Below are 16,754 nucleotides of genomic sequence, written 5' to 3' on the forward strand. Positions count from 1 at the left end.
TTGGTGGTGTTGCGCAAATCGAGCGCCGCCCGCGCGGCGCATCGCGAGCAAGGCTCGCTCCTACGCTAGTTTCGGGCCAATAACGCCTGCCACAGGCGCGCGCGACCGCCGTGATATCGAAGGATGCACGCATGAACATACGCCAATGAAAAGGGGCGCCAAGCGCCCCCCACCTTAAAGCCCCTCCAGCTCCGCCATCAGATCACTCAGCCGGTCGACCTTGTCGTCATCAAGCGCACTGTCGCGCAGCCCTTGCACATACTCAGCCAACGCCTCCACCGTGCTGCACTCGAACATCGCCCGCAGTGGCACGTTCAATTGCAACTGCTTCTGCACCCGCGAAGCGATCTGCGTGGCCAGCAGCGAATGCCCGCCCAGCTCGAAGAAGTTGTCGCACACCCCTACCCGTTCGGCCTTGAGCACATCGGCCCAGATGCCGGCCAGTGTCTCTTCCAGCGGATTGCGCGGTGCAACATAGGCCTGGCTGTGCTGGCCGCCGATATCGATAGCCGGTAGGGCCTTGCGGTCAAGCTTGCCGTTGGCGTTGTGCGGCAAGCTGTCGAACCAGCCCCAGTGCAGCGGCACCATGTATTCCGGCAGTTCGCTGCGCAGGCGCTGCTTGACCTGCTCAAGCAACGCAGCGTCGGCGACGACGCCTTGATGGGCGACCAGGTAGCCGACCAGGTGCTTGCCGTTGACGCCGTCCTGGACACCGACAGCGGCATCGCGAAGCTCGGCCTGCTCGTGCAGACGCGCCTCGATCTCGCCTAGCTCGATGCGGAAACCGCGGATCTTCACTTGGTGGTCGATACGCCCGACATACTCGAACACGCCATCCGGCCGCTGGCGCGCCAGGTCGCCGGTGCGGTACAGGCGCTCACCCGGCGCGCCATAGGGATGCGGGACGAAGGCCTGCGCTGTGCGCACCGGGTCGCTCACATAACCACGACCGACGCCGGTACCGGCAACACACAGCTCACCCACCGCGCCCAGTGGCGCCAGTGTCAGGTCTTCTCCAAACAGGTACAGACGGTTGTTGTCAGTCGGCGTTCCGATGGGCAGGTAGCTACCGCGGGCGGAGTCAGCATCGACGCGGAAGAACGCCACATCGTCCGAACACTCCGCCGGGCCGTAGGCGTTAACCAGGCCAATGGCCGGGTAACGCTGCAGCCACTGCGCCGCCAGCTCCGGTGGCATGGCTTCGCCAGTGGGCAGCATCCAATGCAACCCATCCAGGGTCTGGTGGTCGTTGGCCAACATGCCCTGAATCAACGAAGGCACGCTTTCCAGCACAGTGATACCGGTGGTTTGAACGTGGGCCAGCAAGCCTTGCGGGTCATGGGCAATGGCATTCGGCACGATCTCGACCCTGGCCCCGAACAGCGGCGCGGCCAGGAACTGCCAGACCGAAATGTCGAAGCTCTGCGAGGCAGTCTGGGCGATCACGTCCTGCTCGCTCAGTGCCAGGTACGGCACCTTGCTCAGCTGGTTGTTGAGCATGCCGCGCTGCTCGACCATCACGCCTTTGGGCAAACCGGTGGAACCGGAGGTGTAGATCACATAGGCCAGGTTGTCCGGCCCGCTGTGAATGCCGGGGTTATGACTGGCGACACGGCTGGCTTGCACCTCTTCCCAGACCAACAGCTTCGGCCGCATCACGCCGCCCAGCTCATCGAGCAACTGGCGCGCCTGCTCGGCACAGGCCGCGCTGCACACCAGCACCGGGGTGCGGCTGAGTTCAACGATGCGCTGCAGCCGCGTCGTCGGCAGGCCCGGATCCAGCGGCAGGTAGCCTGCTCCGGCCTTGAAACTGCCGACGATCATGCCCAGCAGCGGCAAGCCGCGCTCGGCCAACAGGGCCACTGGCTGGTCGATGGCCACGCCGACGGCGACCAATGCATGGCCCAGCCGGTTGGCCGCCAGGTTCAGGCCGGCGTAGTCGTACGACGCCTCCAGGCAGCGGGCGACGGTTCGCTCAGGGCTGGCGGCGACCTGAGCCTCGAACAGCTCGACATAGCTCTGATCAAGGGCGTAGGCACGCTCGGTGCGGTTGCAGTCTTCAAGCAGGAAGCGCTGCTCTTCGACCCCCAGCAACGGCAGCTCGCTGACATCGCCTTCGAAGCCCTCGACCAAGGCCAGCAGCAGACGCTTGAACTCAGCCAGCAGGCGTTCGACGGTCGGATAGTCGAAGTAGCGCTGGTCGAACGACAGGTGCAGGCCCAGGTCATCGCCTGGATAGCACACGGCGGTCAGCGGGAAGTTGGTGTGGGTGCGGCCCGAGTCGGAGCTGGCATTCAGGTGCTGGGCGTGGTCAAGCACGGCGGTTTCCACCGGGGCGTTCTCGAACACGAACAGGCTGTCGAACAGCGGCTGACCCTTGGGCAGTTCGCTGCATTCCTGAATCGCCACCAACGGCAGGTACTCGTACTCGCGCAGCTCCATGTTGCGCTCAAGCAGCCCTTGCAGCCACTGGCGCACGCTGCGGCGCTGGCCCGCGTCGGGCAGCTGTACGCGCAGGGCGATACTGTTGATGAACAGGCCAACGGTGCGCTGCATTTGCGGCATGCTCACCGGGCGTCCGGCCACGGTCACGCCAAAGGCGACGTCGCGGTCGCCGCTGTAGCGCGCCAGCACCAGGGCCCAGGCCGCCTGGGCGAAGGTGTTGACGGTAAGCTGATGGGCTTGGGCCAGCTCACGCAGGCGCACACCTTCGCCGACCTCAAGGCGGGTGTAGCAATCGCCGACCACCATGCCGTCGCCGGCACGATCATGGCGCAGCGGGCGATCGCTCGGGATGGCGGTGGCGCGCTCGAAGCCGGCCAGGTTGGCCCGCCACCAGGCACGGGCTTCGTCCAGGTCCTGGCGCTGCAGCCAGCCGATGTAGTCGCGGTAGCGCGGCGGTACCGGTAATTGGGCCTGGCGACCTTCGCCGAGGGCCTGGTAGAGCTCGAAGAAGTCGTTCATCAGCAGCGAACGGCACCAGGCGTCGATGAGGATGTGGTGGTTGCTCATCATGAACCAGTAGCGCTCGTCGGCAACCCGCACCAGACGCAGGTGGAACGGCGCCTCGCGCAGCAGCGCGAAACCGGCCTCGCGCTCCTGCTTGTGCAGGGCGTGCAAACGCGCCTCCTGGGTGGCGTCGTCCAGGCCACGCCAGTCTTGGTAATCCACCGGCGTTCTGGCGGGTTTGTGGATGATCTGCAGCATCGCCTCGCCAGCGTTCCAGCTGAACGATGCGCGCAAGGCTTCGTGGCGCGCCACCACGGCCTGCCAGGCCTGGGTGAAGCGTTCAGGGTCCAGCGCGCTGTTGATGCGGTAGCGGTCTTGCATGTAGTAGATGCCGGTGCCGGGTTCCAGCAGCGTGTGCAACAGCAGGCCTTCCTGCATCGGCGTCAGCGGGTAGACGTCTTCGATCTCGTCGGCGGGTACCGGCAAGGCGTCGATCTGCTCCTGGGTCAGGCGAGCCAGGGGGAAATCTGATGGGGTGAAGCTGCCGTTGCCATCGGCCAGGCAATGCTCGACCAGTGCGAGCAACTCTTGGCGATAGGCCTCGGCCAGACGGGCGATGGTCGAGTCGTCGTAGCGCTCGGCGCTGTAGGTCCAGCGCAGTTGCAAGGCGCCGCCATAGACCTGGCCGTCGACGCTGAGCCAGTTCGGCAGCGGCGCATCGAGGTCATGGGCCAGGCCCGCTGGCGCATCCAGCGGCTGGAATAGCGCGGCGGCATCGAACTGCTGGTCGAACTGCCCGAGGTAGTTGAAGGTGATGCGTGCCTGCGCCAGGGCCGCCATGCGCTCGCGCCCGACGTCATCGGCAAGGTAGCGCAGCACGCCGTAACCCAGACCTTTGTGCGGTACCTGGCGCAGTTGTTCCTTGATGTGCTTGATGGACGTGGCGCGGGCGCTTTCGTCGTCGCCTACCGCTGGCTTCAGGCACAGCGGATAGGCGTTGGTGAACCAGCCGACGCTGCGAGTCAGGTCCATGTCCTCGAACAGCCCGTCACGGCCATGACCTTCGAGCTGCACCAGTACGGTTTCGTCCTCGCTCCAGCGGCACAGGACACGGGCCAGCGCGGTCAACAGCAGGTCATTGACCTGGGTGTGGTAAGCCGCCGGGGCCTGCTGAAGCAACCGACGGGTCTGCTCCACGTCCAGGCCGATGGCCAGCGTGCGCGCATGCCGGTTCAGGTTACCGCCCTGAGGGTGATCGCATGGCAACTCGTGGCGCACATTGCCGAGTTGCCTCTGCCACCAATCCAGCTCGTCTCTTAGCGAGTCACTGCCGGCGTAGCTGGCCAAGCGTGCTGCCCAGTCGCCCATGGCATGGGTCTTGGCAGCGAGCGTCTGGCCACGGTAGAGCGCTTGCAGGTCTTCGAGCAAGACACGCCAGGACACACCGTCGACCACCAGGTGGTGGATCGCCAGCAACAGGCGCTGTGCGCCCTGCCCATCGCTCACCAGCAAGGCGCGCAGCAGTGGGCCTTGGTGCAGGTCGAGGCTGCGCTGCACGTCGGTGTACAGCGCCTGGCAGTCGTCGAAGTCGCTGACCGTGGCGGTCCACAGCAACTGCTGGCTGGCCGACGCCGCATACTCGGCTTGCCAACGGCCATTGGCCTGGACGAAGCGCAGGCGCAGGCTGTCGTGGTGTTCCACCAGGCCGGCCAGGGCGCGCTCCAGCACCGTGCTGTCCAGTGCTTGGCGAGCTTGCAGCAGCACAGCCTGGTTCCAGTGTTGTGGCTGGGTGACCTGGCTGTCGAAGAACCAGTGCTGGATCGGCGTCAGGCCACTACGCCCCTGCCGCAAGCCCTGCTCGATGTCGCTTGGCGCTGCGCTGCGGCTGACCACGGCGGCGAGGGTCTGGATGGTCTGGTGCTGGAACAGGTCGCGCGGGGTGAACTGCAGGCCCAGCTGACGGGCACGGCTGACCACCTGGATCGACAGGATCGAGTCGCCGCCCAGTTCGAAGAAGTTGTCCTGCACGCCCACGCGGGCAGCATTGAGCACCTCACACCAGAGCTGCACCAACTGTGCCTCGACTTCGTTGCTCGGGGCCAGGTAATGCTGTTGGGCTTGCTGGAGATCCGGCAGCGGCAGTGCGCGGCGATCGAGCTTGCCGTTGCCCGTCAGTGGCAGGCTGTCGAGCAGCACCAGGTGCGCCGGTACCATGTAGTCCGGCAGGTGCTGGCGGGCATCGGCCTTGATCGCTTCGCGCAGCGAGGCCTGGGCCTCGGCGCTCGCCGTGGCCTGCCTGCACACCAGGTAGCCCACCAGTTGCTTGCCACCGGGCAGGTCGATTGCCAGGACCACCGCGTCGTCGACATCGGCATGCTCCTGCAGGCGGCTCTCGATCTCGCCAAGCTCGATCCGGAAACCGCGGATCTTCACTTGCTGGTCGGCACGCCCGATGTACTCCACACACCCGTCGGCACGCAGGCGCACCAGGTCGCCGGTGCGGTACAGGCGACCGCCATCATGGCTGAATGGGTCGGCGACGAAGCGTTCGGCAGTGAGCCCGGGGCGGTCGTGGTAACCCTGGGCCAAACCCGCACCACCGATGTACAGCTCGCCGATGCCGCCCTGGGGCAGGAGCGCCAGGTCCTCGTCGAGAATGTACGCGCTACGTGCGCCGATCACCCGGCCGATCGGCACGCTGCCGGCATCGGCGGGCAGGGTCTGCGGCGCCAGGCAGGCCAGCGGCATCACCACCGTTTCGGTCGGCCCGTAGGCGTTGAAGAACTGTTGCGGCGCGAAGGCCTGGCGAATGCGTTGCAGGTGCTCGCCGGTCAGCGCCTCGCCGCCGGTGATGACCAGGCGCACCGGCAGTTGCTCGCCCCGCCCCGCCAGGTACTGGGCCAGCTGGCTACCATAGCTCGGGGTGAAGCCCAGCACGCTCACCTGTTGTTCGCGCACCAGTTGGCAAATGTCCTCGGCGCCCCACTGCCCCTGTGCGCGCAGCACCACGCGGGCACCGCACAGCAGCGGCACCAGCAGGCGCTCGCTGGCTGCGTCGAAGTTGATCGAATAGAAGTGCAGCTCGCAGTCGTCGCTACGCATGCCGAAGGCGGCGATCACCGCCTGGCAGTGCATGGCGATTTCACCGTGGCTGACCACCACGCCCTTGGGCTTGCCGGTAGAGCCGGAGGTGTAGATCAGGTACGCCTGGTGCTGTGGCAGGTTGAGGTTGTCCAGCGGCGCATCGCTGTAGGCGGACAGGCTGACGGCATCATCTTCGAGGCTCCAGCGGGCCACGCCATCGGGCAGCTCGCCGAGCGCCTCCAGCAGCGTGCGCTGGCTCAGCAACAGGCCGATGCGGCTGTCCTCGATCATGTAGTGCAAACGGTCGAGCGGGTATTCGGGGTCCAGCGGCACATAGGCACCGCCGGCCTTGAGAATGGCCAACAGGCCGACGACCATCTCCAACGAGCGCTCGAGGGCCAGGCCCACCCGTACCTGCGGGCCGACACCGCGCTCGCGCAGGGCCCGGGCCAGGCGGTTGGCCCGTTGGTCCAGCTCGGCGTAGCTCAGGTGCTGGCCGGCGAAGGTCAGTGCCAGGGCTTGCGGGGTACTGGCGGCCTGGATGGCGAACAGGCCGTGAAGGGTCTGGTTGAGTCCGTGGTCCGGCTCGCCCTGCAAATGGCCCACCAGCACCTGCTGCTCGGTGTGGCTCAGCATCGGCAACTCGCACAGACGTCGTTGAGGATCGTCGAGCAGGCCGACCAGCAACTGCTGCCAGTGCTCGGCCATGCGCGCGATGCGCGGTTCGTCGAACAGGTCGCGGCTGTAGGTCAGGCAGCAGCCGAGGCGGCCGTCCAGGTCGGTGACCTCCAGATAAAGGTCGAACTTGGTGGCACTGGCGTCGTTGACCAGGTAGTCCACCTGCATGCCCGCCAGTTCGCGGCGCTGCTGAAAGGCCCAGCGCTGGACGTTGCACATGACTTGGAACAGCGGGTTGTAGGCACTGCTGCGCGGCGGCTGCAGGGCTTCGACCAGTTGGTCGAACGGCAGGTCCTGGTGCGACTGGGCCTCGATGGCGACCTGGCGCACCTGATCGAGCAGCGCGGTGCCGGTCATCTGTCCGTCCATCTCGCAGCGCAGCACCTGGGTGTTCAAGAAGGCGCCGATTAGCCCCTCGCTCTCGGGACGAATACGGTTGGCCACCGGCGCGCCGATGCGCAGGTCGCGCTGGCCACTGTAGCGGTGCAGCAATGCGGCCAGCGTGGCGGTGATGGTCATGAACAACGTCAGGCCACGTTGGCTGTTGAAGGCATGCACGCGCGCCACCAGCGCCGGGTCGAGGTCGAAGCGATACAGCTCCCCCCGGTGGCTCTGCACGGCCGGGCGCGGGCGGTCGGACGGCAGGGCCAGCACCGGGTGTTCATCGCCCAGGCGGGCTTTCCAGTAGGCCAGCTGACGGGTGCCCTCACCGCTCTCCAGCCACTGGCGTTGCCACACGCTGTAGTCGAGGTACTGCACCGGCAGCGGCGCCAATGGCGATTCGCGCGCGTCGACAAAGGCCTCGTACAGCTCGCCCAGCTCGCGGGCGAAGATGTCCATGGCCCAGCCTTCGGTGACGATGTGGTGCAAGGTCAGGACGAAGAAGTGCTCGTGCACCTCAGTCTTGGCCAGGCACGCACGCAGCAGCGGGCCGCGCTCCAGGTCGAACGGCTGGTGCGCCTGGGCATCGGCCAGTTGCTGCAAACGATGCTGGCGGGAATCGGCAGGCAAGGTGCTGAAGTCTTGCCAATCGAGCTGCAGGCCGCTGTGCTCGGCAACGCACTGGTACGGCACGCCGTCGATGCTCGGGAAGGTGGTACGCAGGGTTTCATGGCGCACGATCAGCGCCTGCAAGGCACGCTCGAAGGCCTCCACATCCAGAGTGCCACGCAGCCGGGCCATACCACCGACGTTATAGGCCGGGCTGTCCGGCTCCATGTGCCAGAGGAACCACATGCGCTGCTGAGAGTAAGACAGCGGCACGGCCTGACGGCGGTCGACACGTGCGATCTCGCCTTGCAGGTTGCGCTCGCCAGCCTCGCGGATGCGAGCGATCTCGGCGCAGAAAGCGCCCAGCTCGCTGGCTTCGAACAAGGCTTTGAGCGGCAGCTCGACATCGCAGGCCTGGCGGGTGCGGGAGACGATCTGGGTAGCCAGCAGCGAGTGGCCGCCAAGGTCGAAGAAGTCGTCCTGCAGGCCGATACGTGGCAGGTTGAGCACCGCGCGCCAGATCGCCGCCACCTCCTGCTGCAACGCAGTTCGTGGCTCGATATGTTCGCGCTGCTGCCAGACCGGCGCTGGCAAGGCCTTGCGATCGACCTTGCCGCTGGGGCCCAGCGGCAGGTGCGCCAGCGCAATCAACTGCGCAGGGACCATGTAGGCCGGCAACCGCTCTGCCAGGGCCGCCACCAGCGCTTCAGGCTGGGCGGTGCCACTGTAGTAGCCGACCAGTCGTGCACTGATCCCATCCTTGTGGATGAGCACCAGGGCCTGGTCGACACCGGACTGGCTCAGCAGGCAGGCCTGGACCTCTTCGGGCTCGACGCGGAACCCGCGCACTTTCACCTGCTGATCGAGGCGACCCAGGTACTCCAGCGCCTGGACCTGCATCTGCCAGCGGGCACGGTCGCCACTGCGGTACAAGCGTTCGCCGTTACCATCGGCCTGGGGCACGAAGCGTTCGGCGGTCAGGCCCGGACGGCCCAGATAGCCCCGCGCCAGACCCGCACCGCCCAGGTACAGTTCGCCCGGCACACCCGGGGCGGTCAGTTCCATCTCGTCATCCAGCACCCGGCAGATCACATTCCCCAGCGGGCGGCCGATGGGTGAACGCTCACCATCCTCTGCCTGGCAATGCCAGTGGGTAACGTTGATCGCAGTTTCGGTCGGGCCATAACGGTTGTGCAACTGCACCTGCGGTAGCACTTGCAGCACACGGTCACGCAGGTTCGCCGACAGCGCCTCGCCACCGGAGAACACTCGCCGCAGGCTGGTGCAGCCGGCAGTCAGCGGCTCTTGCACGAACACTTGCAGCAACGGCGGGACGAAGTGCAGCGTGGTCACGCCATGCTGCTGCACCAGCGCCGCGATGCGGTGCGGGTCGCGATGCTCGCCGGGGCCGGCCAGCACCAGGCGGCAGCCGGTGACCAGCGGCCAGAAGCACTCCCACACCGACACATCGAAACTGATCGGCGCCTTTTGCATCAGCACGTCGCTGTCGTTCAGGCCGTAGGTGGCCTGCATCCATTGCAGGCGTTCGGCAAGGGCCGCGTGGGTATTGCCGACGCCCTTGGGTTGTCCGGTTGAGCCGGAGGTGTAGATCACGTAGGCCAGGTTATCCCCATCCAGATGCAGGCCAGGCGCCTGGCTTGGCCAACTGTCCAGGTGCAGTTGGTCGAGTGCGATGGCGCTGACGCCGTCCACCTGCGGCAGCCTGTCGAGCAGGCCACTGTGACTGAGCAGCAGGCCGGCCTTGCAGTCTTCGAGCATGTAGGCCAGACGCTCGGCCGGGTAATCGACATCCAGCGGCACATAGGCGCCACCGGCCTTGAGAATGGCCAACAGGCCGATCAGCAGTTGCGGTGAACGCTCGATGGCAATGGCAACGCAGGTGTCCGGGCCGACGCCTTTGTCGCGCAGGTAGTGGGCCAGCCGGTTGGCCTGCTGGTGCAGTTCGGCGTAATCGAGGCTACCGCCCTCCCACACCAGCGCCGTGCGCTGCGGGGTCAGCCGGGCCTGCTCGTTCAGTTGCCCTAACAGCAGGCTCTTAGGGGCTGGCATCGGGGCCTGGCCCCAACCCAGCAGTTGCTCGCGGCCCTGCTCATCCAGCAAACGGACCTCGCCCAAGGCCATCCGCGGTTGGGCGCAGACTTGCTCCAACAACGCCAGCAGGTGCTGGGCCAGGCGCTCGATGGTGCTGGCTTCGAACCGTTCGGCAGCGTAGTCGAACGCCAGGCTCAGGCGGCCCTGATGGTCTTCCTCGCTGTGCAGTTGCAGGTCGAACTTGGCTTCGCGGCTATGCCACGGCAGCTCTTCGGCCAGAAGGCCGGGCAGGCGGCGCAGGGCAGACAGGTCGCGTTGCTGGTGGTTGAACATGACTTGGAACAGGCCTTGCTCGCGCGCTTCGGGCAAGGCTTCGAGCAGTTGTTCGAACGGCAGGTCCTGGTTGGCCTGGGCTTCAAGGGTCGCTTGGCGCACCTGCGCCAGCAACTGCTGGAACGGCAGACGGCCATGGAGCTTGGCGCGCAGCACCTGGGTGTTGATGAAGAAGCCGACCACGCCCTGGGTTTCCAGGCGCGGACGGTTGGCATTGGGCACGCCGACGCAGAGGTCGTTCTGGCCGCTGTAGCGGTGCAACAGGCCTTGCCATGCCGCCAGCAGGACCATGAACAGACTCGCCTGCTGCTCTCGGGCCAGGCCTTTGATGGCGTCGCCCAACTTGGCCGACACCTTGAGGTTGAGGCGCGCGGCGCGCCGGTCGCGCAGGGCGGAGCGCGGATGGTCGGTGCACAGGTCGAGCACCGGCAGTTCATCGCCCAGACGGGCCTTCCAGTACGCCAACTGGCGCTGCGCCTGGCCATCGGCCAGCCACTGCCGCTGCCAGTTGCCGTAGTCGGCATAGCCTAGCGACAGGGGAGCGAGGTTGGCTTGCAGGCCCTGGCAATGTGCGGCATACAACTTGGCGAACTCATCGAGCAGGATGTTCAGCGACCAGCCATCGGCAATGATGTGGTGCAGGGTCACCCACAGCTGATGGTCCTCGTCATCCAGGCGCACCAGGGTCACCCGCAACAGCGGGTCGCCGGTCAGGTCGAACGGATGCTGGGCCTCCTCCTCACGCAGCCTCGCCACGTCATCGGCGCTCAGCCCTTGGAGGTCCACGCGCTTTAGAGTGAACGGTCGCTCGGGCAGGATCCGCTGCAACGCCTGGCCGCCTTCTTCGCTGAACAGCGTACGCAGCGATTCATGGCGGGCCACCAGGGCCTGGAACGCAGCTTCCAGTGCAGCGACGTCCAGCTCGCCGCGCAAGTGCAGGCCGGCGGGAATGTTGTAGGCCGCCGACTGCGGCGCCAGCTGCCACAGCAACCACAGGCGGTTCTGCGCCAGCGACTGTGGCAGCGCCTGGCCACGGCTCAGGCTGCTGATAACCGTCGCCTTGGCACTGCCCTGGGCAAGGATGGCCGCCACGGCAGCACGGTAGTCCGCCAGGATGGGCGCTTCGAACAGCGTGCGCAGCCCCAGGTCGATGCCCAACTCGTCGGCCAGGCGTGCAGTCACCTGGGTAGCAGCGATGGAGTTGCCGCCCAGCAGCAGGAAGTGATCGTCCGCGGCCACCGCTTCGACCTTGAGCACCTCGCGCCAGGCTGTCGCGATGCGCGCCTGCAGAGCGTCGCCAACGGCCGTGGCGATGGCCGGCTCGGCAGGTGCCGGGTAACGCGCATAGCAGTCCAGGCTACCGTCGCTCATGCGCAGACGGCAGGCCGAGCGTTGCAGCTTGCCGCTTGAGGTCTTGGGCAGCGCGCCGGGATTGAGCAGCAACACCACGGCGGGGGCCTGACGGCAGGCATCAGCGATCACCTGGCGCAGGGCCTTGATCAGTTCCTGAGGCTCGACGGCCTTCTGCACGCTGCGGCTGACCTCTACCGCAACGCCAATGCCCTCCTCGCCCTGATCGTCGACGGCGAACACCGCTACGCGACCTTTGCGTAGCACCGCCACTTCACGCTCGAGGGTTCTTTCCAGATCTTGCGGGTACAGATTCTGCCCACGGACGATGAGCATGTCCTTCAGGCGACCGGTGACGAACACCTCGCCATCGCGCATGAACCCCAGGTCGCCGGTGCGCAGCCAGGTCTGGCCGTCCGCCTCGACGAAGGTCCGGGCAGTGGCCTCAGGGTTGCGCCAGTAGCCCAGGGCGATGCTCGGGCCACCCGCCCAGATCTCGCCCACCTGGTTGTCACTCAGCACCTCGAGCCGTTGTGGCTCGACGATACGCACAGCGTGTCCAGGCTGCGGATAACCACAGCTCATCAGCACACTGCCCTCGCCCGGCTCGGCGCGGTTGGCGGCAAACGCTTCGGCGTCCAGTTCCAACGCAGCGATACCCTGGCCACGACGGCTGCCGCTGACGAACAGCGTGGCCTCGGCCAGGCCGTAACTGGCAAAGAAGCTGCTCGGTTGGAAACCGCAGGACTGGAACTTGTCGGCGAAGGTGGCGAGGCTGTCCTGGCGGATGGGCTCGGAGCCGGAATACGCCACGCGCCACCGGCTGAGGTCGAGCCCGGCCAGGGCCGCCTCGCTGACCCGCTCGCTGCACAGTCGGTAGGCGAAGTCAGGGCCGCCACTGATGGTGCCGCCGTACGCGCTGATCGCCTGCAACCAACGCAGCGGCCTGGCGAGGAAGTAGCCTGGCGACATCAACACACACGGCACACCGCTGAAGATCGGCTGCAATAGGCCGCCGATCAGGCCCATGTCGTGGTAAAGCGGCAGCCAGCTGACGATCACATCGTCCGGGTTCAGGTCGATGCCGAAACCATGGCGAATGAGTTGCTCATTGGCCACCAGGTTGCCGTGACTGACCTGGACCCCTTTGGGCAGGGCGGTGGAGCCGGAGGTGTACTGCAGGAAGGCGATGTCATCGCACGCCAGCGCAGGTTCGCGCCAGGACGCCGCCAGCGCAGGGTCCAGGCTGTCCACCGCCAACAGTGCCGGAGCATTGTCCGCGCTCAAGGCTTCCAGGCCCTGCAGGCTGTCGTGCAGCGCAGTGACGGTCAGCAGCAGGCGCGGCTCGGCGTCGTCGATGATCGACAGCAGGCGCTCTTGATGATGGCGGCGCGATGACTCCGGCGGGTAGGCCGGAACGGCGATGACGCCGGCATACAGGCAACCGAAGAACGCCGCAACGTAATCCGGGCCGCTTGGGAACAGCAGCACGGCGCGGTCCCCTCGTGCGGTTCGCGCCTGCAGGGCGGCGGCTATGGTGCGAGCGCGCGCGTCCAGGTCCCGGTAGCTAAGCACGGCCTGCTCGCTGGGGTCATCGGCCAGAAAGCGCAAGGCGATGCGGTCCGGTGTCTGCGCGGCGCGTTGCGCCAGGGCCTGGACCAGCGTGAGCGGGAGTTCGAAGGCGTCCGTCATGGGGGGTTCCTGCCAGTGTCTGGGTAAGTCGGGCCAGCTGCCCACGCGGTGGTCGGCGGGCAGCGCTCGGCGGCCGGATGTACACAGGTGAACGGATTGGTGGGGGAAGAAATTAGCGTCGGGAGGGATGGAAATGGTGCGCGGGCAGAGCACCGCCCACGGCGCGTCGTGAGCACGCTCGCGCCCACGGCGGCTTCGTAGCGGATATTCCCGAAGGTTATATTTACTAATTACGTTTCGTATTTGACATTAATTATCATTACGAATAGCTTGTCGCACGTCGTAGGAAGCTACCCCACATGGGGTGCGACCTCTCCCATCTGAGACAAGGTGATTTCCATGGCGGAACAACTATCCACAAGTAAGTGCGATTCACCATTACTCCAGGCATTCGTCGACAATCGCAGCATTCTGGTGAAGATCGCCGCCCGCATCACGGGTTGTCGCTCACGCGCTGAAGATGTCGTACAGGACGCTTTCTTCCGTCTGAGCGCTGCTCCGCAGATCACCTCGTCATTCAAGGCCCAGCTCAGCTACCTGTTTCAGATCGTGCGTAACCTGGCCATCGACCACTACCGCAAGCAGGCGATGGAACTGAAGTACTCCGGGAGTGAAGAGGAAGGCCTGAATGTGGTCCTCCAGAACGCCTCGCCGGAAGCTACGCACATCAACCTCGCCACCCTGGAGCACATTGCCGATGCGCTCAACGAACTGCCGCAGCGCACTCGCTACGCCTTTGAGATGTACCGCCTGCACGGCGTGCCACAGAAGGACATCGCCAAGGAACTGGGCGTGTCGCCAACGCTGGTGAATTTCATGATTCGCGACGCCCTGGTACATTGCCGCAAGACGGCCAGCCGACAGGCCTGAGTTTTTCAGGCCGTTTTCCGCCCCCCCGGGGAGCGGCCTCTTCGCGATAAAAGGCCGCTCCCACCCGACGCTCCCACCCGGGCTGCGCAGTTCTTGTTGAGATACCGTCAAACCAGCTTGCAATGATCGAAGAAGCGCTCGCGCCCCAGGATCATCAGCGCCGCACGCTTGTGCGGGAAGTCGAACTCTTTCTCGCAGTGGAAGCACTGGTCGTGCATGTAGCCGATCATCTTGCCATTGTCGGCGCGTGGTTCGGCCACCACCCGCTGGGTACGCGGGTCGTCCAGGAACAGGTAATGCACCAGGGCCGATAACCAGCTCGCGACCTTGTGCGGCCCTCGGTGCGTCTCCTCGCCCACCAGCATATGCACGCCTCGATCGTAATCGTCCGCAGGGTAGAACGGAGCGATGCGGTCCTCTTTCGCCCAGTAGGCTTCGAAGTAGGCAAAAGGCTGGTCATCGAAACAGCCGATCAGCGTCAGGGTATGAGGGTCGGCGTCGAGCTTGGTCAGGTATTCGCGATGCTGCTCCAGGGAGCCGCCCTCCTGCCAGAACCGCTCGACGCGCGGATTGTTCTGCCAGCGGTTGAAACGCTCCAGGTCCTGGTCGATTTCCAGGGTGCGCAACGATACCCAGCTGCCCAGGCGGGCATCGAAACGGCGATACACCTCACCACGGGGTTTCGGTGCACGGCGGGGGTGACGCTTGCCATGGCTGATCTGCATCTGCTGCGGATAGGGCTCGCTGGCGACCTGGCCCAGCCAGGGCTGGGGCAATTGCCAGAACAGGGTGCGTTCGCACAGGTAGTGCCCCGGCTGGTCGGCACTCAGCAATAGGCCGCTGGTCAATGCCTGCGGCACAGGCTCGGGCAGACGCCAGGCCAGGCGCTGGCGCGCGGGGTCGCGCGACAGCAACCAATAGCACGCGGCCCACAAGGCTTGGTACGGACGCTCCGGGCAAAGGCGTTCAAGGTGAACGTGCAGGGTTTCAGCCGGCTCCAGGCGCACCCGGATCAACGGGCGACCTTCAAGGGTCAGGCTCAGCCAGCAGTCTCCCTCATCGGCGCTCAGGCTGCGCCAGCGTGGCAGGGACAAGGGCTGCGAAGCGGCATCGAACGGCATGGTCATGGCTCACAGGTAGAGAATAGAAAGGCTCACACCTGAAAACGTGACCACGCTGCAGGAATTTAGTCGCCGGGGGTTTCCACGGTAATGCGGTATGGCTGGAAGATCCGCGACAGTTCGCCGGTCTCTCGCAGGTCACGCAGCAACCCGGCGAACGCCTTGTCGCTGATGGGGGCATCGGGGCGGAGCAACGCGTAGTGGTGGTAGACCTGGTCGACCCGCTCCGAGGCCATCAACTGCGCCAGGCTTTCCGGGTTGCGCACCATGAAATCGCTCAGGTAGGAACGGGTCACCAGGGCGATGTCGGAGCGGCCGGCCTGAACCATCAACAGGTTGCTGTCATGGGAATAGGTCAGCGTCGCGTTGTAGGTCTTGCGTAGGTAGTTCGGGTCGGGGTTGAAAGCGGCGAATGCGTAGTGGTAGCCATTGAACAGCGCCAGCCGCTTCCCCCTCAGGTCATCGAAGTAGCGCTGATCACGGTTGTCGAGCTTCTTGGCGACGAATACCTCGGCATCCTCGAGGCCCATGTCCACGGTCTGATGCGGAATGCTTTGCCAGCCCCATTGCGGGTTCTCGAAAATCGCCATGTCGGTGCGACCTTGCTGGAAGTCGCCGAAGCGCCGCTGAATGGAGGTCGGCACCAGCACGAAGCGGTAGTCCTGCTGCAGCCGGTTGAGCGCTTCCACCAGTTGTGGCAGCAAGCCGGTGTCCGCGCCCTGCTCGGGGCGGACCGTATAAGGAGGGAAATGCGCGGCGCCGATCTTCACTTCGATGGCCCCGGCAACGCAGGCAGGCGTGACCAGCCACAGCGCGGCGAGTACCAACAGGGAAGACAACACTTTTAGGCCGGGCGCTGGAGTCAAGACGGACACTCATCACGGTTCGTACCTGGATGCGCCTAAACTAGGCGTTTTCCCAGCGGCGCACAACCGCTGGTTATGCCAAAGTGACGGCATTTTGCCAGGGGATGCCGTGGGGGCAGACATTGGCTACGCTGCTTTGGCATGAATGGCAAGGGAGCCTGGTATGGGCCACTGGTTGGTGATCGACCTGGAAGCCACCACCGATGACGGTGGCTGGCCGGTCACAGAGATGGAAGTCATTGAAATCGGCGCCAGCCTGGTGACCCGCGAAGGCCGCGAGGTCGACCATTTCCAGCGCTTCGTGAAGCCCAGACGGCGCCCGCAGCTGACGCCGTTCTGCCGAGAGCTTACGCACATCAGCCAGGCCAGCGTGGACAGCGCCGCCGGTTTCGCCGAAGTGTGGGTCGCTTTCGAACGCTGGCTGGGGCACCATCGGGGCCAGCTGCAGGCCTGGGTCAGCTGGGGCGACTACGATCGCCAGCAATTATTGCAGGAATGGCAACAGCACAAGGTCGACAGCCTGCTGCGAGACCTGCCGCACATCAACCTCAAGCAACGCTTCGCCAAGGCTCGCCACCTGCAGCGGCCGACCGGGCTCAACGGTGCCTTGCAACTGGCCGGGCTGCAATTTTGCGGTCAACAGCACCGGGCCCTGGAAGATGCGCGCAATACGGCGCGCCTGCTGCCCCTGACACTGCCGGCCCACGGCACCTGAAAGCAGATGACGGCGCCAGTGGCCTTGGGCATACTGGCCAGCCCTTTTTCATCC

5 protein-coding genes are annotated in these 16,754 nt (G+C 65.6%); 2 read left to right on the forward strand and 3 right to left on the reverse strand.

Annotated elements, in window-relative coordinates; all coding sequences use genetic code 11:
- Nucleotides 1-174 precede the first annotated feature (174 nt).
- Nucleotides 175-13,128, reverse strand: a complete 12,954-nt coding sequence (locus VXM67_RS18390) for a non-ribosomal peptide synthetase (protein WP_367237267.1) — start codon at nucleotides 13,126-13,128, stop codon at nucleotides 175-177.
- Nucleotides 13,129-13,467: 339 nt separating this feature from the next.
- Here VXM67_RS18390 and VXM67_RS18395 point away from each other — a divergent pair, with 339 nt between their 5' ends.
- Nucleotides 13,468-13,998: an RNA polymerase factor sigma-70 gene (locus VXM67_RS18395; protein ID WP_023381396.1), complete on the forward strand. Its 531-nt coding sequence runs from the start codon at nucleotides 13,468-13,470 to the stop codon at nucleotides 13,996-13,998.
- Between the two features lie 107 nt (nucleotides 13,999-14,105).
- Here VXM67_RS18395 and VXM67_RS18400 read toward each other — a convergent pair whose 3' ends face one another.
- Both VXM67_RS18400 and VXM67_RS18405 read right to left on the reverse strand, forming a co-directional pair.
- Entirely contained in the window at nucleotides 14,106-15,119 is a 1,014-nt protein-coding gene (locus VXM67_RS18400; protein WP_023381397.1) for a GNAT family N-acetyltransferase, read from the reverse strand.
- Between the two features lie 65 nt (nucleotides 15,120-15,184).
- The gene (locus VXM67_RS18405) at nucleotides 15,185-15,985 is read right to left on the reverse strand and encodes an ABC transporter substrate-binding protein (protein ID WP_023381398.1); all 801 of its coding nucleotides are present in this window, start codon (nucleotides 15,983-15,985) and stop codon (nucleotides 15,185-15,187) included.
- A gap of 163 nt (nucleotides 15,986-16,148) precedes the next feature.
- Here VXM67_RS18405 and VXM67_RS18410 point away from each other — a divergent pair, with 163 nt between their 5' ends.
- Entirely contained in the window at nucleotides 16,149-16,700 is a 552-nt protein-coding gene (locus tag VXM67_RS18410) for an exonuclease domain-containing protein (RefSeq protein WP_023381399.1), read from the forward strand.
- The last annotated feature ends 54 nt before the right edge of the window (nucleotides 16,701-16,754 follow it).

The organism is Pseudomonas sp. Rh2 (assembly GCF_040762985.1).
GTDB classification, from domain to species: domain Bacteria; phylum Pseudomonadota; class Gammaproteobacteria; order Pseudomonadales; family Pseudomonadaceae; genus Aquipseudomonas; species Aquipseudomonas taiwanensis.

Excerpts from the sequence above, each read along its gene's own strand:
- VXM67_RS18390 (WP_367237267.1), bottom strand. The coding sequence starts at position 13,128 with ATGACGGACGCCTTCGAACTCCCGCTCACGCTGGTCCAGGCCCTGGCG.
- VXM67_RS18395 (WP_023381396.1), top strand. The coding sequence starts at position 13,468 with ATGGCGGAACAACTATCCACAAGTAAGTGCGATTCACCATTACTCCAG.
- VXM67_RS18400 (WP_023381397.1), bottom strand. The coding sequence starts at position 15,119 with ATGCCGTTCGATGCCGCTTCGCAGCCCTTGTCCCTGCCACGCTGGCGC.
- VXM67_RS18410 (WP_023381399.1), top strand. The coding sequence starts at position 16,149 with ATGGGCCACTGGTTGGTGATCGACCTGGAAGCCACCACCGATGACGGT.